Annotated in this window: 20 protein-coding genes; 14 read left to right on the top strand and 6 right to left on the bottom strand. The window is 61.8% G+C overall.

Annotated elements, in window-relative coordinates; genetic code table 11:
* The first annotated feature begins 121 nt into the window (after positions 1-121).
* Positions 122-619 carry a helix-turn-helix domain-containing protein gene (locus G3O01_RS19245; RefSeq protein ID WP_205806718.1) on the top strand — a complete coding sequence of 166 codons (498 nt, stop codon included), beginning with the start codon at positions 122-124 and terminating at the stop codon, positions 617-619.
* 39 nt (positions 620-658) lie between these two features.
* Here G3O01_RS19245 and G3O01_RS19240 read toward each other — a convergent pair whose 3' ends face one another.
* Positions 659-1,915, bottom strand: a complete 1,257-nt coding sequence (locus tag G3O01_RS19240) for an MFS transporter (RefSeq protein ID WP_205806717.1) — start codon at positions 1,913-1,915, stop codon at positions 659-661.
* 390 nt (positions 1,916-2,305) lie between these two features.
* Between G3O01_RS19240 and G3O01_RS19235 the strand changes: the two genes are divergently transcribed.
* Positions 2,306-4,144, top strand: coding sequence for a tannase/feruloyl esterase family alpha/beta hydrolase (locus G3O01_RS19235; RefSeq protein ID WP_205806716.1), 1,839 nt, complete (start codon positions 2,306-2,308; stop codon positions 4,142-4,144).
* 48 nt (positions 4,145-4,192) lie between these two features.
* Here the strand turns inward: G3O01_RS19235 and G3O01_RS19230 are convergent, their stop codons facing one another.
* A complete protein-coding gene (locus G3O01_RS19230) occupies positions 4,193-5,050 on the bottom strand; it encodes a class I SAM-dependent methyltransferase (RefSeq protein ID WP_205806715.1) in 858 nt (285 codons plus the stop codon).
* Positions 5,051-5,312: 262 nt separating this feature from the next.
* Between G3O01_RS19230 and G3O01_RS19225 the strand changes: the two genes are divergently transcribed.
* From G3O01_RS19225 to G3O01_RS19210, 4 genes are read left to right on the top strand one after another with little or no spacing between them, the layout of a single operon-like run.
* Positions 5,313-6,521 (top strand): efflux RND transporter periplasmic adaptor subunit, encoded by a 1,209-nt coding sequence (locus G3O01_RS19225; RefSeq protein ID WP_205806714.1) that lies wholly within the window; start codon positions 5,313-5,315, stop codon positions 6,519-6,521.
* Positions 6,518-7,225 (top strand): ABC transporter ATP-binding protein, encoded by a 708-nt coding sequence (locus G3O01_RS19220; protein WP_205806713.1) that lies wholly within the window; start codon positions 6,518-6,520, stop codon positions 7,223-7,225. The genes G3O01_RS19225 and G3O01_RS19220 overlap by 4 nt, the downstream gene beginning before the upstream one ends.
* Positions 7,226-7,258: 33 nt before the next feature.
* Positions 7,259-8,413 carry an ABC transporter permease gene (locus tag G3O01_RS19215; RefSeq protein WP_205806712.1) on the top strand — a complete coding sequence of 385 codons (1,155 nt, stop codon included), beginning with the start codon at positions 7,259-7,261 and terminating at the stop codon, positions 8,411-8,413.
* Between the two features lie 25 nt (positions 8,414-8,438).
* A complete protein-coding gene (locus G3O01_RS19210) occupies positions 8,439-9,605 on the top strand; it encodes an ABC transporter permease (protein ID WP_205806711.1) in 1,167 nt (388 codons plus the stop codon).
* Between the two features lie 36 nt (positions 9,606-9,641).
* Here G3O01_RS19210 and G3O01_RS19205 read toward each other — a convergent pair whose 3' ends face one another.
* Complete coding sequence (locus G3O01_RS19205; protein ID WP_205806710.1) at positions 9,642-10,079, bottom strand: YciI family protein; 438 nt, start codon at positions 10,077-10,079, stop codon at positions 9,642-9,644.
* An 84-nt stretch (positions 10,080-10,163) separates the two neighbouring features.
* On the opposite strand from G3O01_RS19205, the gene G3O01_RS19200 reads away from it, so the two are divergent.
* On the top strand, positions 10,164-10,547 hold the full coding sequence (locus G3O01_RS19200) for a hypothetical protein (RefSeq protein WP_205806709.1): 384 nt from the start codon (positions 10,164-10,166) through the stop codon (positions 10,545-10,547).
* 477 nt (positions 10,548-11,024) lie between these two features.
* Here G3O01_RS19200 and G3O01_RS19195 read toward each other — a convergent pair whose 3' ends face one another.
* Positions 11,025-11,471 carry a universal stress protein gene (locus G3O01_RS19195; protein ID WP_241024086.1) on the bottom strand — a complete coding sequence of 149 codons (447 nt, stop codon included), beginning with the start codon at positions 11,469-11,471 and terminating at the stop codon, positions 11,025-11,027.
* Positions 11,472-11,621: 150 nt separating this feature from the next.
* A complete protein-coding gene (locus G3O01_RS19190) occupies positions 11,622-11,891 on the bottom strand; it encodes a sigma factor (RefSeq protein WP_241024084.1) in 270 nt (89 codons plus the stop codon).
* 393 nt (positions 11,892-12,284) lie between these two features.
* Here G3O01_RS19190 and G3O01_RS19185 point away from each other — a divergent pair, with 393 nt between their 5' ends.
* The 7 genes from G3O01_RS19185 to G3O01_RS19155 all read left to right on the top strand — a co-directional run bounded on the left by G3O01_RS19185 (position 12,285) and on the right by G3O01_RS19155 (position 19,760).
* Entirely contained in the window at positions 12,285-13,754 is a 1,470-nt protein-coding gene (locus G3O01_RS19185; protein ID WP_205806707.1) for an aldehyde dehydrogenase family protein, read from the top strand.
* An 82-nt stretch (positions 13,755-13,836) separates the two neighbouring features.
* Positions 13,837-14,784, top strand: coding sequence for a helix-turn-helix domain-containing protein (locus tag G3O01_RS19180; RefSeq protein WP_205806706.1), 948 nt, complete (start codon positions 13,837-13,839; stop codon positions 14,782-14,784).
* A gap of 35 nt (positions 14,785-14,819) precedes the next feature.
* The gene (locus G3O01_RS19175) at positions 14,820-15,266 is read left to right on the top strand and encodes a cupin domain-containing protein (protein ID WP_205806705.1); all 447 of its coding nucleotides are present in this window, start codon (positions 14,820-14,822) and stop codon (positions 15,264-15,266) included.
* A 204-nt stretch (positions 15,267-15,470) separates the two neighbouring features.
* The gene (locus G3O01_RS19170) at positions 15,471-16,502 is read left to right on the top strand and encodes an alpha/beta hydrolase (protein WP_205806704.1); all 1,032 of its coding nucleotides are present in this window, start codon (positions 15,471-15,473) and stop codon (positions 16,500-16,502) included.
* A 23-nt stretch (positions 16,503-16,525) separates the two neighbouring features.
* Positions 16,526-17,044 (top strand): cytochrome P460 family protein, encoded by a 519-nt coding sequence (locus G3O01_RS19165; protein WP_205806703.1) that lies wholly within the window; start codon positions 16,526-16,528, stop codon positions 17,042-17,044.
* Between the two features lie 167 nt (positions 17,045-17,211).
* Positions 17,212-19,071, top strand: coding sequence for a dihydroxy-acid dehydratase (gene ilvD / locus G3O01_RS19160; RefSeq protein WP_205806702.1), 1,860 nt, complete (start codon positions 17,212-17,214; stop codon positions 19,069-19,071).
* A gap of 536 nt (positions 19,072-19,607) precedes the next feature.
* Positions 19,608-19,760 (top strand): hypothetical protein, encoded by a 153-nt coding sequence (locus G3O01_RS19155; RefSeq protein WP_205806701.1) that lies wholly within the window; start codon positions 19,608-19,610, stop codon positions 19,758-19,760.
* Positions 19,761-20,010: 250 nt separating this feature from the next.
* Here the strand turns inward: G3O01_RS19155 and G3O01_RS19150 are convergent, their stop codons facing one another.
* Positions 20,011-21,111, bottom strand: coding sequence for a TIGR03118 family protein (locus tag G3O01_RS19150; RefSeq protein ID WP_205806892.1), 1,101 nt, complete (start codon positions 21,109-21,111; stop codon positions 20,011-20,013).
* Positions 21,112-21,372 lie beyond the last annotated feature (261 nt).

Raw genomic sequence — 21,372 nt, 5'->3', positions numbered from 1 at the left:
TTCGCGAGCGCTGAAAATGAGCGCCGAGATCCATGAAACGCCCGTGCAGAAAGCGTGTGCGTATGCACGTGGAGCGGCACTCGTGCTACTATGAAATTAAGAGTTTCTACGGAGAAAGATCGTGGCGCGTGTTGCGGAGAAGGCCGATACCGTGTGTCCGGTGTCCCGGTCGCTGGATGTCGTGGGCGATCGGTGGTCGCTGCTCGTCCTGCGCGAGCTGTACATGGGCGCATCGCGTTTCGAGGAAATCCAGATCCAGACGGAAGCGACGCCGCAAATGCTCGCCACGCGTCTGAAGTCGCTGGAGGCGGATGGCATGATCGAGCGTCATCCATACAACGAGAAGCCGCTGCGCTACGAGTATCGTCTGACGGAGAAAGGGCGGGCGTTTTATCCCGTGATTCACGCGCTGCGCGCGTGGGGCGAGACGTGGTGCAAGGAGAAGCACGAGGGACTCGCCGTGCGCTTCGTGCATCGCAAGTGTGGTCACGAAGTCGGGCTGGATAACGTGTGCCCGCACTGCGGCGAGCATGTCGAGCGCAAGGACCTGGACTCGACGCTCAGCCATCGGTTTGCCAGCGAGCGCGCCGAGCGGCGCGCCGCGTTCAGGCGCAAGTGATCGTGAGATGCGCGGCGCGATGACGCCGCGCTTCACGCATCAGACGCACTCGGTCTGGACTTCGTTCGATGCAACCGGCGCAGCGGCCTGTGCAGCGGCGTCGCGCGAGCGGAAGCTCGCCAGCGTGATGAGTCCGAGCACCGCGAGGACGCTGCCGAACCAGAAATCGACGGGAATGCCGGCGTGATCGACGATCGTGCCGCCCACCGACGAACCCACCGCAATCGCCACCTGAATGATGCCGACGAACAGCGCCGAACCCGCTTCGGGCAGATCGGGCGCGGCTTCCTGCATCCACACGCTCACGCACAGCGGAATCGCGCCGAACGCGACGCCCCAGGCGAGCACGATGCCCGTCACGACGGGCGCCATGTCCTTGAGCAGCGGCATGGTCAGCAACGCGAACATCAGCAGCACGGTCATCGTAGCGAGCGAGCCTTTCAGCCGGCGCGCGACGACTGCCGATACCGCGAAGTTCGAGAAGAAGCCGATGATGCCGAAGCCGAGCAGCACAGTCGTGATCGACGAGGTGCTGAAATGCGCGTTTTGGAGGAACGGCGCGATATAGGTGTACGACGAGAAGTGCGCGCCGAAAATCAGCGCGACCATCAAGAGGCTCTTGCGCGGGAACGGACGGCGCACGAGCGTGACGAGATCGGCGAAACGCAACGCGGCGTGCGACGGCAGCGACGGCAGCAGCGCGAATTGCGAAATCAGTGCGACAGTCACCAGCACGGCCGTCGCGACGAACGACATGCGCCACGAAGCCAGACTTGCGATGAACGTGCCGAGCGGCACGCCGATCACCGTCGCGCACGTCACGCCCGCGAGTATCGTCGCCGTGGCGCGGGCCGCTTCGTGCGATTTCACGAGCCGTCCTGCGGCTGCGAGCGCGAGCGTCCAAAAGCCGCCGAGCGCGGCGCCGAGCAGCGCGCGGCCCACCAGCATCACCGGGAAGTTCGGTGCGAACGCCGACAGCAGGTTCGACGCGAGCAGCATCACGGTCAGCAGGATCAGGATCAGCCGGCGGTTCACGCGTCCGGCGGCGAGCATCAGGCCCGGCGCGGAGATCGCGGCCATGATGCCGGGAATCGTCACCATCAGGCCGGCTGTGCCGGGCAAAACGTCGAAGGTCTTTGCGACGTCGGGCAGCAGTCCGACCGGTAAAAATTCCGTCGTCACGAACGCGAACGCGCCGACTGTCACCGACGCTACCGCGAGCCATGCGCGCAACGGCGAAGACGTGGCGTCGACGGCTTCTGTCGTGTTGCTCGAAGGGGAGTTTTCGAAGTTCATGTCTTTATTGCCGATCGATGAAGAGGTGTGCAGCGTGCGAATTCACACAATTCACACGCTCGAAGCAGGCGCGTCATGCAATTGCGCCACGCCAATAAGCGCGCACCATATCATCGCTTCCGGAAACAGGCAGACGGATTGCAAAACCCGCGTCGTGCGCGGGGTTTCAGGCCTTGTTTCGGTGCACACGCAAGATTCTGCCCTCGCAGAGTTAGCGCAGTCTTAGCGCGGCTGTTGTCCGCCCGCCGATAAGAAAAACAGATTGGATCGCACCGATTTGGCAATCGTCTCCGACCCTTACGTTGGCTATCCTGAGCGTGCAACTGGTTGCGTGTTCTGCTAGTGGCGCATCGCGCGAGCGCCTCCTTTCGATGACAACAGGAGACAGAGATGCGTGTGATCTGCAACGCAGGATCGCTTGCGCGTGCCTGGCCGATGATGGCGGGCGCAGCGTGCGCGACAGGACTTGTAAAACGTGACCTGATGCGCCGCCTGCTGGCGGCACTCAGCCTGATCGTGTCGCTGCTGGCGGCGCTCGCGCTGCCAACCGGCGCACACGCCGCGACGGGCCTCGCCAGTCTGCCCGCCGTGATGCCCGCAATGACCTGCGCGGCTGTCGCGGGACTCGACCTGAGCGGCGTGACGGACGGCACGGTCACGATTACATCGGCTGTCGTGTTACCGGCGGGAACGGTCGTCGGTAATAACACGCTGGCCGCGTCCATGTGCGACGTGAAGGGCACGATCGGGCCGGGCGCGTCGCTGTTCGAGTTGCAACTGCCGACGCAAGGCTGGACCCAGCGCTATCTGCAGACGGGCTGCGGCGGCCTGTGCGGCAATCTGTCGATCAATGCGCCGATGGCGTCGACCTGCATACCCGTCACCAACGGACAGATCGCGATGGCGGCAACCGACATGGGCCACGAAGGCGGCAACGACGGTTCATGGGCGCTCGACCCGAAGGCGAAGCTCGATTTCGCGTATCGCGCGGAGCACGCGACGGCGCAGGTGGCGAAGGCGATTATCAACAAGTTCTACGCGCGGCCCGCGAAGTATGCGTACTTCGACGGTTGCTCCGACGGTGGCCGCGAGGCGCTGATGGAAGCGCAGCGCTTTCCCGACGACTTCGACGGCATTGCGGCAGGCGCGCCCGCCAACGATCTGATCGTGCAGAACACGTTCCATCACGGCTGGGCAGCGGCTGCGAACATCGACCCGAAGACGGGCAAGTACATTTTGCTTGCCGGCAAGCTGCCGCTGATCCATGCCGCCGTGCTGAAGGCCTGCGACGGCATCGACGGCGTGACGGATGGCATCGTTGATCGCCCGCAGGCGTGCCGTTTCGATCCCGAGACACTGGTGTGCGCGAAGGGCCAGTCCACTGCGACGTGTCTGTCTGCCGCCGAGGCTGCTGTCGTGCGCAAGATCCACGACGGCGCAACCGATGCAAGCGGCGCGCGGCTCGAACCGTACGTGTCGCGCGAATGGGGTTCCGAGCTGAACTGGAGCCTGTTCGTGCCCGCCACGGATGCGGGCCCGAGCGGCAGCATCAACTTCGTAATGCCGTTCCTGCGCTACCTCGACTACTTCAATGGATCGAATGCATCAGCGAGCTTTGGCGATCTCAAGTTCACGATCGACGCGTTCCTGAAAACCGTGCCGACTTCGAAGTACCTCGCGGCAACGGATCCGGACCTGCATCCGTTCGAGCGTCGCGGCGGCAAGCTGCTGTTGTGGCACGGACTCGAAGATCAGCACATCTCGCCGCGTTCGACGATCGCGTACTACACGGCGATGAAAAGTGTGATGGGTAGTGATCGCGTCGACGGGTTTGCGAGGCTTTACCTGTTCCCGGGCGTCGCGCATTGCGGCGGCGGAGACGGCCCGAACACGTTCGATGTCCTGACGCCGCTGATGTCGTGGACGGAGACGGGCGCGAAGCCGGGCACGATCGTGGCATCGATCGTCGATTCGACGGGGCAGACGACGCGCACGCGTCCCGTGTTCCCGTATCCGGCTGTCGCGCGCTACACCGGCTCGGGAAGCACCGACGACGCGGCGAACTTCGCGTCGACGCAAGGCGATACGCGAGTCGATCTCGACTGGATCGGCGCATGGCTCTACTCGCCGGGTTACGAGGCGTGGTGTCAGGCGCAAGGCTCGCAATTGAACTGCACGGGCGGCAACAACTGGAGCAGCTATCGAAGGAGCGATCAGGGCCGGTTCTAGGTCGGACTCGCGCGCCGTCTTTTTTTCCCGGAAGACGGCGCGCGGTTTTCAGGTGGTCGCAACGAGAAACGCTTCGCCCGTCGACGGACGCAAGCCGTCCGGGCGGCCGTCGAAATAGCGCTCGATGAGATCGCCGGTCGACACATGTCTCGCGTCCTTGAAGCCCGCTTCGCGCGCGAGCGCGAGTATCTCGTCTGGCGTGAAGAAACTGACGAACGGCGTGCCCGCGGCTTTTGCGCGTTCGTAGACAGCCGCGTGCTGCGCGCGTTCGGCAGGATCGATCAGTTCGAGCGGCAGCAGAAAAGTCATGGCTAGCGTCGAGCCCGGCGCAAGCTGGGCGATCTGGCGCAGCGTCGCCAGATTCGCTTCGCGTGTGAGATACATCGACACGCCTGTCGATGCGATCACGGCGGGCGACTGTGTATCGAACCCCGCTTCCACTATCTGCTCCCACCACGATTGACCGGCTTCGAAATCGACGGGTACGAGCCGCAGCCAGTCTGGAATGCCATAGCCGGTTTCGAGAAGCCGTTCGCGCTTCCACGCCTGCGCGCCGGGCCGGTCGACTTCGAAAATCCTGAGCCGCGACGCGACCTGCGGTTTGCGTTGCGCGAACGTATCGAGACCGGCGCCAAGAATCACGTACTGATCGACACCCTGATCCGCCTGCTGCGCAACGAGATCGTCGATAAAACGCGCGCGTCCGACAATCGACGCCCGATAGCCGCGCGTTCCCTGCGCATCCATGTCGGGCCGCTTGCGCCAGTCTTCGTCGGGCGCGGCGAGCCGCAGGCCGACTTCGTCTTCGAGCACATGCGGCGCTGCGTCGACCTGCACATGCATCGCTCGCCACAGCGCGACGCGCACGGCAGTGCTGTCCGGCGCAGCCAGTTGTTTTTCTTCCATGATGTCTCCCTCGGAAATCGGACGTCGTGGGCGAGAATCTAAAACATCGCCCCGGACGTCTGTCAACTTCTGCACGTCACGGCCGGATGCAGAGCGCATGAATCGTAAGCACTCCCGGGGTTCTGCGCGCAGACGCCTTGCTGCTGCAAGCGGGATGCCAGGCCGTGCAGACGCGGGCAGGGCGCGGCGCTATACTGTGGACCCGTCCACACACTACAAGTTGCTGGCGTGCGCATCGGCCACACGGCGACGACATAAGAAATTGGCAGATCACGATCTGAAGCGGCTGAAAATCGACCGGCCCGCCGTCGCCACGGGCGGCCGCCGGCGCAACTGGATCGGCTACGGGGTCGTCGCGCTGCTCGTCATTGGCGCGCTCGTCGTCGGGCTGAGGCTGGCGGGCCCGCAAACCGTCGAGACCACGACCGTGGTGTCGGCTTATCCCTCGCAAACTTACACGTTGCTCAATGCGACCGGCTACGTCGTGCCGCAGCGCAAGGCGGCGGTGTCGTCGAAAGCGCAAGGGCGGCTCGAATGGCTCGGCGTGCTGGAAGGCACGCGCGTGAAGAAAGACGAGATCATCGCGCGGATCGAAAGCAACGATGTCGAAGCGTCGCTCGCGCAGGCCAAGGCGCAGATCAAGGTCGCGCAGGCCAACCTCGCGTTGCAGCAGGCAGAGTTGCAGAACGCCGAGGTCAATCTGCGCCGTTCGAAAATCCTTGCACCGAACGGCGCGATTTCCGCCACGCAGTACGACGCCGATGTCGCGCGCTACGACAAGGCGGTGGCATCGATCGACAACAGCCGCGCCGCGATCGTGTCGGCGCAGGCGAACGCGCAGGCCGCGCAGGTTGCCGTCGATCAGACCGTGATCCGCGCGCCGTTCGATGGCGTGGTGATCGAAAAGCACGCGAACGTCGGCGACAACATCACGCCGTTTTCGCAGGCGTCGGACAGCAAGGGCGCCGTCGTGACGATCGCGGACATGGACACGCTCGAAGTCGAAGCCGACGTCGCCGAATCGAACATCGGGAAGATCGCGGTGAACGCCCCGTGCGAAATCCAGCTCGACGCGCTGCCCGACATGCGGTTTGCGGGCAGCGTGTCGCGTATCGTGCCGACCGTCGACCGCTCGAAGGCGACGGTGCTCGTCAAGGTGCGTTTCGTGGATCGCGACGCTCGCGTGCTGCCCGAGATGAGCGCGAAGATCGCGTTTCTGTCGAAGCCGGTGTCGCCTGACGATCGCAAGCCTGTGATCGCGGTGCAGCCGGCGGCCATTGTCGAAAGAGATGGCCGCAAGGCCGTGTTCGTGGTCAAGGACGACGTCGCGCATGAAGTGCCCGTCAAGACGGGCGCGACGCTCGGCGAACTGGTGGCCGTGAGCGGCGTGCATCCTGGCGACGTGCTGGTGCGCGCGCCGAACGAGCACATCAAGGACGGCGCCAAAGTCACTGTGGCGAAGAAACAGTGAGCGAGCCGAACCGCGCGACGCCGCCGCTCGTCGATATCCGGCATCTCGTCAAATCCTACCGGCGCGGCGTGCAGACGGTGCCCGTGCTGTCCGACATCACGCTCGCGATCGGCGAGGGCGATTTCATCGCGCTGATGGGGCCGTCGGGCTCGGGCAAGAGCACGCTGCTCAATCTGATTGCGGGCATCGACCGGCCGGATGGCGGCGAACTGCGCGTCGGCGGACTGGATATCACGCGGCTGTCCGAATCCGCGCTCGCGCAGTGGCGTGCCGCGCATGTCGGTTTCATCTTCCAGTTTTACAACCTGATGCCCGTGCTGACGGCGTTCGAGAATATCGAACTGCCGTTAATGCTGACGCGCCTCACGCGGAAGGAACGGCGCGAGCGGGTCGAACTCGTGCTCGACATGGTGAATCTGGGCAACCGCGCGCATCATTACCCGTCGGAACTGTCGGGCGGACAGCAGCAGCGCGTGGCAATCGCGCGCGCGTTGATCACCGACCCGACGCTGATCGTCGCCGACGAACCGACGGGCGACCTCGACCGCGCATCCGCCGAAGAAGTGCTCGCGATGATGCAGCGCCTGAACCGCGAACTGGGCAAGACGATCATCATGGTCACACACGACGCGCACGCGGCGGGCGCGGCAAGGGCGCTGGTGCATCTGGAGAAGGGGGAGCTGATTGATGGCACGGCTCGCTGAGATGCGCGCACCGATGGCAGGCATCGACACGCCATGTTCCTGCTGAAGCTGATCACGCGCAACGCGATGCGTCACAAGCTGCGCACGGCGCTGACCGTGCTCGGCCTGACCATTGCCGTGCTCGCGTTCGGGCTGCTGCATACCGTGATCGATGCGTGGTATGCGGGCGCGTCGGCGGCGTCGAACGCGCGGCTCGTGACGCGCAATGCGATCTCGCTCACGTTTCCGCTGCCGCTAAGCTACGAGAACCGCATTCGCGGCGTGGACGGTGTGACGATGGTTGCGCGTTCCAGCTGGTTCGGCGGTATCTATCGCGACCCGAAGAACTTCTTCGCGCAGTTCGCCGTGTCGGACAACTATCTCGATCTGTACCCGGAATTCATTCTGCCCGCGCAACAGCGTTCGGATTACGAGCGCGACCGCAAGGGCTGCCTTGTCGGCCGTCAGCTTGCGACCACGTACGGCTTCAAGGTCGGCGACGTGATCCCGATCAAGGGGACGATCTATCCGGGCACGTGGGAATTCGTCGTGCGCGGCATTCTGGATGGTCACGACGAATCGACGATTACGCGTCAACTGATCTTCCATTGGGACTATCTGAACGAGTCCGTGCGCAAGATGCCGGGGCGCAAGCCGGATCAGGTCGGCGTGTACGTGCTCGGCATCGACAATCCGGACGATGCCGCGGTGATTTCGCGCAACGTCGACAGTGTGTTCAAGAACTCGCTTGCCGAGACGCTGACGGAAACGGAGCAGGCTTTCCAGCTTGGCTTCGTCGCGATGTCGAATCAGATCATCGCGGCGATCCGACTCGTGTCGTATGTGGTGATCGTGATCATCATGGCCGTGATGGCGAACGCGATGGCGATGAGCGCGCGCGAGCGCACCACGGAATACGCGACGCTCAAGGCGCTCGGTTTCGGGCCGGGCTTTCTCGCGCTGCTGATGTTCGGCGAGTCGCTGACGATCTGCATGTTCGGCGCCGGCCTGGGCATGCTCGCGACGCCGCCCGCCGCGAGCTTCTTCAAGCAGGCGACGGGCGGCGTGTTCCCGGTTTTCACCGTATCGCGCGACACGATGCTGCAGCAGGCCGCGTGCGCGCTTGTCGTCGGACTGGCAGCCGCGATCATTCCAGCAATCCAGGCGGCGCGGGTGCGGATCGTCGAAGGCCTGCGGGCGATCGGCTGAGTTCACGGATAAAGACAAGCACATCGTGGCCATCCCGCTCTCGTACATCGCACGCAATCTCTGGACGCGCCGTCTGACCACGGCGCTGACGGCGGGCGGTCTCGCGCTCGTCGTGTTCGTATTCGCGACGGTGCTGATGCTCGATGCGGGGCTCAAGAAGACACTCGTATCGACGGGCGAGGAGGACAACGTCGTCGTGATCCGCAAGGGCGCGGAAACGGAGGTGCAGAGCGCGATCGACCGCGGGCAGGCCAATGTGATCGAGATGCATCCCGCCGTTGCGGTGGGCAGCAATGGCATGCGGATGGCGTCGAAAGAATCCGTCGTGCTGATTTCGCTGCTGAAGCTCGGCACGGGCAAGCCGTCGAACGTGGTGATACGCGGCGTGTCGTCTGCGGGCATGAGCTTGCGGCCGCAGGTGAAGCTTGTGTCGGGGCGCATGTTTGCGCCGGGTTCGTCGGAGATCGTGGTTGGCAGCAGCATTGCGAAGGGTTTTAGCGGCACGCAACTGGGCGAGCATCTGCATTTCGCGCAGCGTGACTGGACGGTGGTCGGCACGTTCGATGCGGGCGGCAGCGGCTTCGATTCGGAAATCTGGGGTGACGTCGATCAGTTGATGCAGTCGTTCCGGCGCACGAGTTATTCGTCGATGGTGGTGCGGCTCGCGCAGTCCGATCAGTTCGAGCGCTTTCGGGCCGACATCGATGTCGATCCGCGACTGGCGGAAGAAGCGAAACGCGAGCAGACGTTCTATAGCGACCAGTCGAAGGCGCTGTCGACGTTTCTCAACATTCTGGGCTTCACGCTGTCGACGATCTTTTCGATCGCGGCGATGATCGGCGCGATGATCACGATGTATGCGTCGGTTTCCAATCGCGTGGCCGAGATCGGCACGCTGCGCGCGTTGGGCTTTCAGCGTGCGAACGTGCTGGCCGCGTTTCTGATCGAGGCGATGTTGCTGGGACTGGTCGGCGGCCTGGCGGGGCTCGCGTGTGCGGCGTTCATGCAGTTTGCGTCGTTTTCGACGACGAACTTTCAGACGTTTGCGGATCTGTCTTTCCGGTTCATTCTGACGCCGGCGATTGTCGTGAAGACGCTGGCGTTCTCGATGACGATGGGGCTCGTGGGCGGGTTTTTGCCAGCGTTGCGGGCGGCGCGGATGAATATCGTCGACGCATTGCGCACGCGGTGAGCGGGGTGCGTCATTGCGCCGACGGGCCCCTTTTTGTCAGTCCGGCTTGTGTGCCTGCTGTTCGATTTCGGCGCGCAGGCGGTCTTCCTGCTCACGCAGTTCGGGCGTGAATTCGTCGCCGAAGTCTTCGGCTGAGAAGACCTGACGGATTTCGATTTCCGAATCGCTTTCCATCGGGTTGGGGCAGCGGCGCACCCATTCGACCGCTTCTTCCATCGATTTCACCTGCCAGAGCCAGAAACCGGCGATCAGTTCTTTCGTCTCGGCGAATGGGCCGTCGATGACTGTCCGGCTTGCGCCTGAAAAGCGCACGCGCTTGCCGTTCGAACTGGGATGCAGGCCTTCGCCTGCCTGCATGATGCCCGCCTTGACGAGTTCTTCGTTGTAGTTGCCCATTGCTGTCAGCAGTTCTGTGCTGGGCATTTTGCCGGCTTCCGATTCGGTTGATGCTTTGATGATTACCATTACTCGCATGGTGTGCTCCTTTTTTTGGGCAGGGTTTTTGGGGGATTTCATGTCTTCGACGGTTGATTGTGGTTGAAATCGACATGAGGTTGGGTGTTTGTGGTGTTTTTTTGGGTTTGGTTTTTGCTGGCGCTGGCGCTGGCGCTGTCGCTGGCGCTGTCGCTGGCGCTGTCGCTGGCGCTGTCGCTGGCGCTGTCGCTGTCGCTGGCGCTGGCATCCGCGATATGTCTTCGTGCTTCACGCGTTGCCCCTGTGCGGGGCGGCACCTACTTTTCTTTGCCGCGGCAAAGAAAAGTAGGCAAAAGAAAGCCGCTGAACACCGCAAGCTTTTGTTATTGCCCACGGGCCCCCAACAGCCCCGTGCTGTCCGCGGCATCTCCCTTCTCGATACCCGCTGCCAACGCACTTATTGTGCGTCTCACCCGCTTCACACTCCCGCGTCGCCACACGCGCGATCAAATTGCCCACGTTCTATAGCGGCAAACTGTGTGTAGGCTTTCGCGGCTGATGCGTTCCACTCCGAACTGAAAAGCACGATCGGTGTCGTAAGTGCGCCAAGGCGTGAAGCACTACGACCTACACACAGTTTGCCACCTGGGCGGCATTGACCATTCGCTGCCGTTTGCTGCGTTACGGGTGATTGAAGTGGGTGAGGCGCCTGTTCAAGGCGCTGGCAACGGGCATTGAAAGGCAGAACGCCGTGTGAAGCGGAGGAACTGTTGGGGGCCCTCAGGCGGAGGTCAAGAGCGGGCGGTGTTAGCCCGCTTTCTTTGCTTACTTTCTTTGCGGCGGCAAAGAAAGTAAGTGCCGCCCCGCACAGGGGCAACGCATGAACCAGGCAAAACAAACCGCGGATGCCAGCGAAAAACCCAAAAAGACCGAATCAGCGCGAATACCAGCGAAAACAAAACAAACCACACCCAGCGTCGCAGACAAAACCCGCCAAAAAAAACATCAACCCGAAACTGTCACAGTCACAATCGCCGCCCCCCGAACCCGCTCAGCGAGATCAAGATGAACAGGCCGCTCCCCCCACCACCGCTCCAGTCCTTTCCGAACGCGATGCCCAATCACCACAATATCAGCGTGAAAAGCGGCAGCATGCAAAGGAATCACATCAACGGGCCGTCCATACTTAACGAACCCATAAGCAGTAACGCCGAGATTAGAGAGATGCCCAACAGCAGTATCGATTGCATGCCGCGCGTGTGCCTCCATGCTGCTGCATGCAAGATCCGACAACATACCAGCACAGGTCGCACTAGCCGTAACCGAATCAACGATGGAAACAACATCGACCTGCGCACACAAAGCAAGCGACAACTGCGAGCAGCGATGCAAAGCAGCCTGAGATTCAGCGGTATCGTCATAGACGAGTAGCATTCTTGAGAAGGATGACATGTTCTTCCAGGGCCGTAACGAAGCACGAAACAGGTCGTACTCCGATTGAAAGTGAGGATTTCGCAAGGCGCACCGAAAGCATCCAGTACTGGATTTCCAGTGCTCTTCTCAACAACGCTTCACTATGCGAATCTATTCCGCGCGCATCTTCTAGAATGGATAGTGTGAGCGGATTGGACTTTTCTTTGGCGCTCCACGCCGCAGCGCATGGTCAATCGGGTTCGAGCGCCAGACCGAATAGACAATCGCGAACATCCAGTCGAGCGGCGGCGCGTCGCCGCACAGCGTGTGTGCGTTTTCAAGTCCGCGTGCGCAGGCCCGATGCACCAGTTCTTCCGCTTCATATTCGTTTTCTGTCAGCCGTAACGCGAAAGACCAGAGCTGCGGCAACATGTCCGGAAGAATGAGCGAGAGATCCATGCACGACATTGCTAGCGGGAAGCGGATTGACTGAGGGGAACTTGTAACTCTATCGCTTCGGGTTGACGGATGCCTTGTCCATATGGCGCATTCTCCTTGTCTGTGAAGCACATTCGAATGCGTGCAAGCCGTTTGCAACCATTTGTATCCGTGGCGACGGCAGATACATTACGACATATTCCCGAGCTAAAACCAGGCTATAACCAGACACATCCAGAATGCGCGTTTTGGACAAGCAATCGAGCCGCGCTGGACAATTTCCGAAAGAGTCGAATCACTACACTGAAAAGTCGCTGGTTCCCGACGTGAGCGGAATCCGTTAGCAGGTTTCGCAAAGCACTCAATTTGCTTCGAAACCCTTTCACTGTAAGAGACTTTCAAATCGGAAAGACCATGAACGAGTACTCCACAGCACTTTCGTCGAATGTCCGTAGTCGCTTCTTTATCGATGGCGAATGGGTGGTGAGCCATTCCAGTGCACGCCACACGCTGGTCGACCCCGCGACAGAAGAGCCGTTCATGTCGGTGTCGCTGGCGGATCCGGTGGATGTCGAGCGTGCGATTGCGGCGGCGCGCCGCGCATTCGACAACGGTCCCTGGCCGAAGATGTCGGGCGCAGAGCGAAGCGTTTATCTGAAGCGCTTGACAGAAGAGATCCGCCAGCGCTTGCCGCTGCTCGCACAGTTGTGGACCGAACAGGTCGGCGCACCGGTTACGTTCGCAAGCGGCCTGCTGCCTACCGGTATTACGCGCTTCGAGTTCTTTGCGTCGCTGGCTGAAACCTATGAATTCGAGGAGGCGCGGCCGACGCGGCGCGGTCATGCGCGCGTGCGTCGCGAGCCCGTTGGCGTGGCTGCGTTGATTGCGCCGTGGAATGCGACGTTTCCGATCGTCGCGCACAAGATCGCTGCTGCGTTGGCGGCGGGTTGCACGGTGGTCGTGAAGTCGCCGGTCGAGAGTCCGCTGGATGCGCTGATCATCGCCGAATGCGCGGCTGCGGCGGGCCTTCCGCCCGGTGTGCTAAACGTCATCACAGCGGGCCGCGACGAGGGCGCGCAACTGGTGCAATCGCGCGATATCGACAAGATCAGCTTTACGGGCAGCGTCGCAACCGGGCAGTGGATCGCGCGTGCGGCCGCCGAACGCCTCGCGCGTGTGACGCTCGAACTCGGCGGCAAGTCGGCGGCGATTCTGCTCGACGACGTCGATCTGCCTGCCGCGCTAGCCGCGTTGACGCCATTCACGATGCCGTTCTCCGGCCAGATCTGCTTCGCGCAGACGCGCATTCTTGCGCCCAGGGCGCGGCATGACGAGGTGGTCAGCGCGTACGCTGAGATTATTTCGAAGCTGAAAGTGGGCAATCCGCACGAGGCGGATACGCGTATCGGCCCGGTGCTGAACGCGGTGCAGCGCGAGCGCGTGCGCGGCTATATCGCGCAGGGCGTCAGTGAAGGCGCGCAACTCGTTCTGGGCGGAACAGGCAATGCCGGTTTCGACAAGGGCTACTTTGTCGAGCCGACGATATTCGGCAATGTCACATCCGATATGACGATCGCGCAGCAGGAGATCTTCGGCCCCGTCGTGTCGATTCTTCCCTACGACGACATCGACGACGCCGTGCGCATCGCCAACGACACGCCGTACGGTCTGAGCGGCTCGGTGTACGGCCCTGATATCGAGCGGGCTTATGCAGTCGCATGCCGCATGCGCGCGGGCCATGTCGGCGTTAATGGCGTCGAACTGGCGGCCAATGTGCCGTTCGGCGGATTCAGATTATCAGGAGTGGGCCGCGAAGGCGGTCGCGAGGGACTGGAGGCGTACCTCGAAACCAAGGCAGTCTTGATGCCGGCGGCGGCCGGGTAACAGGCTCATGGCGCGGGCGGCATTTGCCTGTCCGCGTCGAAGTCCTGCCCGTGCACGTCCGTTTGATTGATGGGACGTTTTCATGCACTTCGACACGCACGAACTGACTTTCGATTCCGGTCTCGGCGCGGGCGAACGATGGTCGCACATCATGCTGAACAGTCACGGTTTGAACTGCGCGTTCGACCCGCGGCAGTCGCTCGATTCGACCGTGAAAAGCTGGAAGCTTGGCGAAGTCGGTGTTTCGCTTGCCAGTCTCGCCGTGCAGACGCTATCGCCCGTTGGCGAGGAATTACCGTCGTGGCAAGGCGGCTGGTTCTTCGTCAAGCTCGTGACAGCCGGGCACGTTCACGTGCGATGGCGCGACCGCGTCCAGCGTTTCGACGCGGGCAGCATGTTCATCATCGACCCCGTCTATCCGTTTGCGGAAGTGTTCCCGGAACGCGCGCAGTTGACCGTGCTGCGCGTGCCGAAGGAGCGTCTGCGCGAGCGGGGCGTGCATCGTTCGAGTGCGGGGCCGCTGATCGGCGATGCGCAATCGCCCGATGTGCGCGCGACCTGTGACCTTATTCAGTGCATCGCGCGTCAATCCACTGCGCCAAGTCCGATTGCGCAGACTATGATGGGCGCGCAACTGCTGGAACTGATCGAGTTCGCGATGATCGATCCGGGCGCGAAGTCGAAACGGCGCTGCCCCGAAGCATTGATTCATCAGGCGAAGCGTTATATCGACAGTCATCTCGGCGAAGCGGGGCTGGATGTCGCGCGGATTGCTGCGGGCGTGCATCTTTCTTCACAGCATTTGCAGCGCCTGTTTCGTGAGAGAGGCATGTCGCTGATGCGCTATGTGTGGCATACGCGTCTGGAGCGCGCGGCGCGGTTGCTGGGCACGCGCAGCGCGCACGACAGCTCGATTCAGGAAATCGCATGGCATTGCGGGTTCGCGACGGCCGCGCATTTCAGCCGCCTGTTCAGGCGGCAATACGGTGTGTCGCCGTCGGATTTCCGTTTTTCTGGTCAATCGTTCTAGAAGTATTCGCGGGTTCAGTCATGGGAAAAACATCGATGTACAAGGCACTTTTCGCAGCAGTGGTAGTGGGCGGCGCAATCGTATCGGCAGGGGTACATGCGGAGACAATCAAACCCGTCAAGGTATCGAAAGCCGATGCCGCGGGTGCGATATTCAATCGCAAGGATGCCGTCAAGAAGAACGAAGACGGTCATCGGAGCACTGACGTCGTGACCTACACGTCGACCGATAACGCTTATCAAACGGGCGTCTATCAGTCGGGCCCATTGCATGAAGAGATAAAAGGACCGCAAGGTCTGCCGTATAACGAGTTTCTGTACTTTCTGTCGGGCGGCGTGAAGCTGACTTCATCCGATGGTTCGGTGATGGTCGTGAATACGGGGGAAGCCGTCACGCTTCCGAAAGGATGGACGGGGCAATTCGACACTGCGGGCTACACGAAGCTTTACGTCACCTACGATCCGGAGGAAGCGAAGAAGTAATGCGGACGCGTGCGTTTTCAATCCGCACGGCACGTTTGTATCGCAATGTATCTGCACGGCCGCCTGATACATACCGACTCATTGGCGGACATTGCGGACACACCGCAGATACGTCCGGCATGTTTAATAACCTCATCAACTGGCTGCGCGTTCGAACAGCGCGTGCAGATGTCTTTCAAGCAACCGTACCTGAGGAAATAAAACATGTCGGATCAGATCAATACTCGGCGCCGTCGTCTGCTCGGGACGACCGTTGCGGGCATCGGCCTGCTGGAACTGGGCCTGAGCAGCCTCGCCAACGCGCAGACCGCATCGACGAAAACGGGCGGCCACGTCGCCTCGTTCGATACGATCAGGCAGATCAATGCCGGTACGCTGAACATCGGCTACGCGGAAGCCGGCCCGCAGAATGGCCCGGCGGTCATCCTGCTGCACGGCTGGCCGTATGACATCTACAGCTTTGCCGAAGTCGCGCCGCTGCTTGCGGCTGCGGGCTACCGCGTGATCATGCCGTACCTGCGCGGCTACGGCAGCACGCGCTTCCTGTCGGCGGATACGCCGCGCAACGGCCAGCAGGCGGTGATCGCCGTCGACATCATCGCGCTGATGGATGCGCTGAAGATCGACAAGGCGATTCTTGGCGGCTTCGACTGGGGTGCGCGCACGGTGGACATCATCTCCGCGCTGTGGCCTGAACGTGTGAAGGCGCTGGTGTCGGTGAGCGGTTATCTGATCGGCAGCCAGCAGGCCAACCGCGCGCCGCTGCCGCCGAAGGCGGAGTTTGCGTGGTGGTATCAGTTCTACTTTGCGACCGAGCGCGGCTACGCCGGTTACGACGCAAACCGCCACGACTTCAACAAGCTGATCTGGCAACTGGCTTCGCCGAAGTGGAATTTCGACGACGCGACCTTCGACCGCACGGCGGAATCGTTCGCGAACCCGGATCACGTTGCGATCGTGATCGACAACTACCGCTGGCGTCTGGGCCTGTCGCGCGGCGAAGCGAAGTACGACGACATCGAGAAGCGTCTCGCCGCCGCACCGACCATTTCGGTGCCGACCATCACGATGGAAGGCGACTCGAACGGCGCGCCACATCCGGATCCGTCTGCGTACGCGAAGAAGTTCACGGGCAAGTACGCGCACCGGAACATCGGCGGCGGCGTGGGGCACAACCTGCCGCAAGAGGCGCCGAAGGCCTTCGCCGACGCGATCATCGACGTCGCGCGCTTCTGATCCGACGACTGAGGAGCCATCCGATGCGACCCATCAGAACCGCGTATGTCGTCCTCAGCACGGCGCTGCTGCTCGGCGCCGTATCGGCGGATCAGGCGATTGCGGAATCCGCCACATCGGCCAAACCTGCCTCGCCGATCTACGGCGTGACGATTCCCGACGGCTACCGCAAGTGGCAGATGATCGCCCCGGCGGAAGAGGCCGCGCCGCTTGACGAGCTGCGTGTCGTGCTGGGCAATCCCGCTGCGATCAAGGCAATCGAAAGCTCGACGCAGCCGTATCCGGACGGCACGATCCTGGTCAAGCTCGCGTACAAGCGCAAGCAGTCGCCCGATTTCGAACCGGCGACGGTGCCGGGCCAGGCGACCACGGTGCAGGTGATGGTGAAGGACTCGAAGCGCTATGCATCGACGGGCGGCTGGGGCTTCGGGCGCTTTATCAACGGCCAGCCGGCGGATCTCGCGCAGCACCAGACCTGTTTTGCGTGCCACGCAGCGCGGGTGAAGGACCGGGACTACGTTTTCACGCGCTACGCGCCGTAACAGCGGGTGCGGCCTTCCAGGTATTGGGATTCCCACGCGCGCAAAGGCGCTGTGGGATAATCGCCGTTTGCCCAGGGCGCGACTCACGAGGTTGTTCGCACGGGCGCAAGAAGGGCCAATATTCCCGCGGCCCGCTTTCTCTCTGCGATTTTTCACCCACAACCACGATGCCCGCATACCGTTCCAAAACCTCCACCGCCGGCCGCAACATGGCAGGTGCGCGCTCGCTGTGGCGCGCCACCGGCATGAAAGACGAAGATTTCTCGAAGCCGATCATTGCGGTGGTCAATTCGTTCACACAGTTCGTTCCCGGACACGTGCACCTGAAAGACCTCGGCCAACTCGTCGCGCGTGAAATCGAAGCGGCGGGCGGCGTCGCGAAAGAATTCAACACCATCGCCGTCGACGACGGCATTGCGATGGGCCACGACGGCATGCTCTATTCGCTGCCGAGCCGCGACATCATCGCGGATTCCGTCGAATACATGGTCAACGCGCACTGCGCCGATGCGATGGTGTGCATCTCGAACTGCGACAAGATCACCCCGGGCATGCTGATGGCCGCGATGCGCCTGAACATCCCCGTGATCTTCGTGTCGGGCGGCCCGATGGAAGCGGGCAAGACGCGCCTCGCGAATCCGAAGACGGGCACGATCGAGTTCAAGAAGCTCGACCTCGTCGACGCGATGGTGATCGCCGCTGATCAATCGTACTCGGACGCCGACGTCGCCGAAGTGGAACGCTCGGCATGCCCGACCTGCGGTTCGTGCTCGGGCATGTTCACGGCCAACTCGATGAACTGCCTGACGGAAGCGCTGGGCCTCTCGCTGCCGGGCAACGGCACGGTGGTCGCGACGCACGCGGACCGCGAGCAACTGTTCAAGCGCGCGGGCAGCCGTATCGTCGAACTGGCGCGCCAGTACTACGAGCAGGAAGACGCGCGCGTGCTGCCGCGTTCCGTCGGCTTCAAGGCATTCGAAAACGCGATGACGCTCGACATCGCGATGGGCGGCTCGACCAACACCATCCTGCACTTGCTGGCTATCGCGCGTGAGGCGGAAATCGACTTCACGATGACGGACATCGACCGTCTGTCGCGCATCGTGCCGCAGCTGTGCAAGGTCGCGCCGAACACGAACAAGTACCACATCGAAGACGTGCATCGCGCGGGCGGCATCATGGCGATCCTCGGCGAGCTGGATCGCGCGGGCAACCTGCACACGGATGTGCCGACGGTGCATGCACCGTCGCTGAAGGATGCGCTCAAGCAATGGGACATCGCGCTCACCGACGACGAAGCCGTGAAGACGTTCTACATGGCAGGTCCGGCCGGCATTCCGACGCAGGTTGCGTTCAGCCAGAACACGCGCTGGCCGAGCCTGGATTCGGATCGCGCGGAGGGCTGCATCCGTTCGTACGAGCATGCGTTCTCGAAGGAAGGCGGTCTTGCGGTGCTGACGGGCAATATCGCGCTGGACGGTTGCGTGGTGAAGACGGCGGGCGTCGACGAAAGCATTCTGGTGTTCGAAGGCTCGGCACACGTGACGGAGTCGCAGGACGAAGCTGTCGAGAACATCCTGAACGATAAGGTCAAGGCGGGCGATATCGTGATCGTGCGCTATGAAGGGCCCAAGGGTGGTCCCGGCATGCAGGAAATGCTGTACCCGACGAGCTATATCAAGTCGAAGGGTCTTGGCAAGGCGTGCGCGCTGCTGACGGATGGCCGTTTCTCGGGCGGTACGTCGGGACTGTCGATCGGGCATTGTTCGCCTGAGGCCGCGGCGGGCGGCGCGATTGGTCTCGTGCGCGATGGCGACAAGATTCGTATCGACATTCCGAATCGCACGATCAATGTGCTGCTGTCCGATGAGGAACTCGCGCGGCGTCGTGAGGAGCAGAATGCCAAGGGCTGGAAGCCTGCCAAACCGCGTCCGCGGAAGGTGTCAGCTGCGCTGAAGGCTTATGCAAAGCTTGTTATGTCGGCGGACAAGGGTGCCGTTAGGGATTTGTCGTTGCTCGACGATTAAGTTCTTTTTTTGATGTAGGTGGCCGCTCGATCTGGGCGGCTTTTTTTTTGCGGGTTGTCTGCGACGCTGGGTGTGGTTTGGTTTTTTGTTTTCGCTGGCATCCGCGGTTTGTTTTGCCTGGTTCATGCGTTGCCCCTGTGCGGGGCGGCACTTACTTTCTTTGCCGCCGCAAAGAAAGTAAGCAAAGAAAGCGGGCTAACACCGCCCGTTCTTGACCTCCGCCTGAGGGCCCCCAACAGTTCATCCACTTCAAACGGCGTTCTGCCATTCACTGCCCGTTGCCAGCGCCTTGAACAGGCGCCTCACCCACTTCAATCACCCGTAGCGTAGCCCGCGGCAGCGAATGGTTACGGCCGTCCAGGTGGCAAACTGTGTGTAGGTCGAAGTGCTTCACACGTCAGCGTTCCTACGACACCGATCGTGTTTTTCAGTCCGGAGTGAAGCGCATACGGCGAGACGGCCTACACACAGTTTGCCGCCATAGAACGTGGGCGATGCGATCGGGCATGCTGTGACGCGGGAGTATGGAGCGGGTGATGAGCCAATTCGAAGCGTTGGCAGCGGGCGTTGAGAAGAGCGACGCCGCGAACAGGACGGGGGCGTTGGGGGCCCGTGGGCAACTACAAGCAATGGCGGTGTTCAGCGGCTTTCTTTTGCCTACTTTTCTTTGCCGCGGCAAAGAAAAGTAGGTGCCGCCCCGCACAGGGGCGACGCGTGAAGCAGGCAATACAAAACGCGGATGCCGGCAAAAAGCCAAGCAAAACCAAACCAGCATCGCAAGACAAGCCAAAGCAAGTGCCGCCCCGCACAGGGGCGACGCGTGAAGCAGGCAATACAAAACGCGGATGCCGGCAAAAAGCCAAGCAAACCAAACCAGCATCGCAAGACAAGCCAAAGCAAGTGCCGCCCCGCCAAGGGGCAAACACATGCCGGGACATATCAATTAGCCGCTGCGTCAATCCGCCCAAACACCCCAGTACTCTTACTCGGCCCCGCCGCATAAAACAGCGTATTCTTCGGCTGATTATCGACATCATTACCGAAGCTGATCCCCCACAGCCCTGGCTGGGCAAACACCTGCCCACTATGCAACATGAGCTTGCCGAGATCCTTGCCGCTGGCAGCATCGAAAGCCTCGACCGTGCCATCACCAAAATTCCCAACCAGCAAATCATTGCTCAACGGGCCAAAGTTCGCAGGCGCCTGCGCAATACCCCACGGCGCATTCAGCACACCACCCGCTCCAACGAACTGCTTGACGAAGTGACCGCTGAGATCGAACTCATCGAGCACGCCGAACCCCGCTCCGACCACCTGTGCGCTCGCCGTCGCGTTCTGCTTCGCGTACGTCACGAAGATGTTGTTGCCGATCACCTGAATGCCGAACGGCGCAAACCCGGCCGGCAACGTCGGGTCTTTGAACTGCCCGTCGAGCTGCACCTTCTGGAACGAGGCATTGAATACGTCGATCTTGCCGTTGTGGAAATCGGCGGCATACAGCAGGTTCTGGCCGTTCACATTGGCTGCCGTCAGCCCCTTGTAGTTGGCGCGGCCCGTACTGTCGTCGAACGCCGTGACGGCCTGCGTCGGCAGAACTTTGGGTGACCACGCGGCAATCGTGCCCGCATCGGTGGCCCACACGAACACCGCGCTGCTGCTCGCGCCGCCGCTGCTGATAACGAAATCCGTCGTTGCATTGAAGATGATGCCCGTCGGGCCAGCGGGACCGTTGGCGCCATCGGGAATCGTCACAACGAGCGATTGCACGACGCCGTTGCCGTCGTAAAGCGTCGACTTGTGTGTGGTGTTGTCCGACACCCAGAAGGTGCCCTTGGGATTGAACGCGACACCCCAGCCATTCTGCAGGTTGGGGTCGGTGTGCGCGGCGGGCGTGCTGCCGTCCGATACCAGCGCCGTCGATACGAACGGGCTGGCGGGCGGCGGGGCGGGCGGTGAATCGTTGCTGCCGCCGCAGGCGGCGAGGCCGGCTGCCAGAACGCCGGCGAACGTAATGGCAAACAAAGGCTTACAGGCTTTCATCATCAGCTTCCTCATTCGTTGGAATACGGGTCAACAGGATCGCTAACAAATAAAAATGAAATCTTCTCGGCGATTTCCTTGGTTCCTTTGCGATCGGAACTCTCTTCAGAACAACTCACCTGGCCTGCCTATTCCTGCGAAATGCAGGTCGGTCGTTCGAGTCATTCATCCAGAACGTGACTTCGCTCTTCGCGACACGGCTTCGTCATGCAGGCGAAATAGGGTGCGTTCGAGGTGTAGATGAGCCGAGCTGCCGGATGT

The organism is Burkholderia sp. Ac-20365, assembly GCF_017104715.1.
Lineage (GTDB): Bacteria > Pseudomonadota > Gammaproteobacteria > Burkholderiales > Burkholderiaceae > Paraburkholderia.
This window is presented reverse-complemented; position numbering and strand designations above follow the sequence as displayed.

What these genes read in the sequence shown, in the direction of transcription:
- G3O01_RS19195 (WP_241024086.1), bottom strand. Translation starts at nt 11,471, where the DNA reads ATGTCATCCTTCTCAAGAATGCTACTCGTCTATGACGATACCGCTGAA.
- G3O01_RS19165 (WP_205806703.1), top strand. Translation starts at nt 16,526, where the DNA reads ATGCGACCCATCAGAACCGCGTATGTCGTCCTCAGCACGGCGCTGCTG.
- G3O01_RS19205 (WP_205806710.1), bottom strand. Translation starts at nt 10,079, where the DNA reads ATGCGAGTAATGGTAATCATCAAAGCATCAACCGAATCGGAAGCCGGC.
- G3O01_RS19170 (WP_205806704.1), top strand. Translation starts at nt 15,471, where the DNA reads ATGTCGGATCAGATCAATACTCGGCGCCGTCGTCTGCTCGGGACGACC.
- ilvD (WP_205806702.1), top strand. Translation starts at nt 17,212, where the DNA reads ATGCCCGCATACCGTTCCAAAACCTCCACCGCCGGCCGCAACATGGCA.
- G3O01_RS19150 (WP_205806892.1), bottom strand. Translation starts at nt 21,111, where the DNA reads ATGAAAGCCTGTAAGCCTTTGTTTGCCATTACGTTCGCCGGCGTTCTG.
- G3O01_RS19185 (WP_205806707.1), top strand. Translation starts at nt 12,285, where the DNA reads ATGAACGAGTACTCCACAGCACTTTCGTCGAATGTCCGTAGTCGCTTC.
- G3O01_RS19240 (WP_205806717.1), bottom strand. Translation starts at nt 1,915, where the DNA reads ATGAACTTCGAAAACTCCCCTTCGAGCAACACGACAGAAGCCGTCGAC.
- G3O01_RS19235 (WP_205806716.1), top strand. Translation starts at nt 2,306, where the DNA reads ATGCGTGTGATCTGCAACGCAGGATCGCTTGCGCGTGCCTGGCCGATG.
- G3O01_RS19180 (WP_205806706.1), top strand. Translation starts at nt 13,837, where the DNA reads ATGCACTTCGACACGCACGAACTGACTTTCGATTCCGGTCTCGGCGCG.
- G3O01_RS19190 (WP_241024084.1), bottom strand. Translation starts at nt 11,891, where the DNA reads ATGGATCTCTCGCTCATTCTTCCGGACATGTTGCCGCAGCTCTGGTCT.
- G3O01_RS19215 (WP_205806712.1), top strand. Translation starts at nt 7,259, where the DNA reads ATGTTCCTGCTGAAGCTGATCACGCGCAACGCGATGCGTCACAAGCTG.
- G3O01_RS19155 (WP_205806701.1), top strand. Translation starts at nt 19,608, where the DNA reads ATGAGCCAATTCGAAGCGTTGGCAGCGGGCGTTGAGAAGAGCGACGCC.
- G3O01_RS19175 (WP_205806705.1), top strand. Translation starts at nt 14,820, where the DNA reads ATGTACAAGGCACTTTTCGCAGCAGTGGTAGTGGGCGGCGCAATCGTA.
- G3O01_RS19230 (WP_205806715.1), bottom strand. Translation starts at nt 5,050, where the DNA reads ATGGAAGAAAAACAACTGGCTGCGCCGGACAGCACTGCCGTGCGCGTC.